Annotated in this window: 1 protein-coding gene; it reads right to left on the reverse strand. The window is 55.6% G+C overall.

Translation table 11 applies throughout. From position 1 onward, the window contains the following. Positions 1-509 (reverse strand): transposase (locus tag KP705_RS16540; RefSeq protein WP_215765040.1); only part of this gene is annotated, 509 nt, incomplete at its 3' end. Between the last annotated feature and the right edge of the window lie 44 nt (positions 510-553).

Consider the following 553-nt stretch of genomic DNA (forward strand, 5'->3'; position numbering starts at 1 on the left):
TCTGGAATACGTCCTGCCCGGAGATCCGCTTTCTCAGCCTTCGTATTGCGCTGCTTTGGAGCAGCCACCAGTGTTGCATCCAGGATCTGGCCGGACATCGGGAGATAACCGGCGTTCCGCAGGGTCGCGTCAAATCGGTCAAACAGCCTTTCAATGGCACCCGCCTGTGTCAAACGCTCACGAAACAGCCAGACCGTTTTGGCATCCGGCACGCGGTCCGACAGCCCCAATCCCAGAAAGCGCATGAACGACAGGCGGTCGTTGATCAGATACTCTGTCCGTTCATCAGACAAAGTGTTCAACGTCTGGATGACCAGAATTTTGAACATCAGCACCGGATCAAACGGCGGACGTCCGCCTTTACTTCCGTCTGAATAGGCCAGAGCCAGCTCCAGATCAGGGCGGAACAYCTCAAAATCCACAGTCCGGGAAAAGGCCTCCAGCTGATCGCCAAGCCCGCTCAGCCGAGCAAGGCGCTCTTCAACATCAAAGAAACCAGGCTGCTTCATCTTCCACCATCCCCAATCAACGCCGAAGAAATGGAATCACACAG

Origin of the sequence: Gluconobacter sp. P1D12_c, assembly GCF_018812105.1 — a bacterium.
Classification (GTDB): Bacteria; Pseudomonadota; Alphaproteobacteria; order Acetobacterales; family Acetobacteraceae; genus Gluconobacter; species Gluconobacter oxydans_A.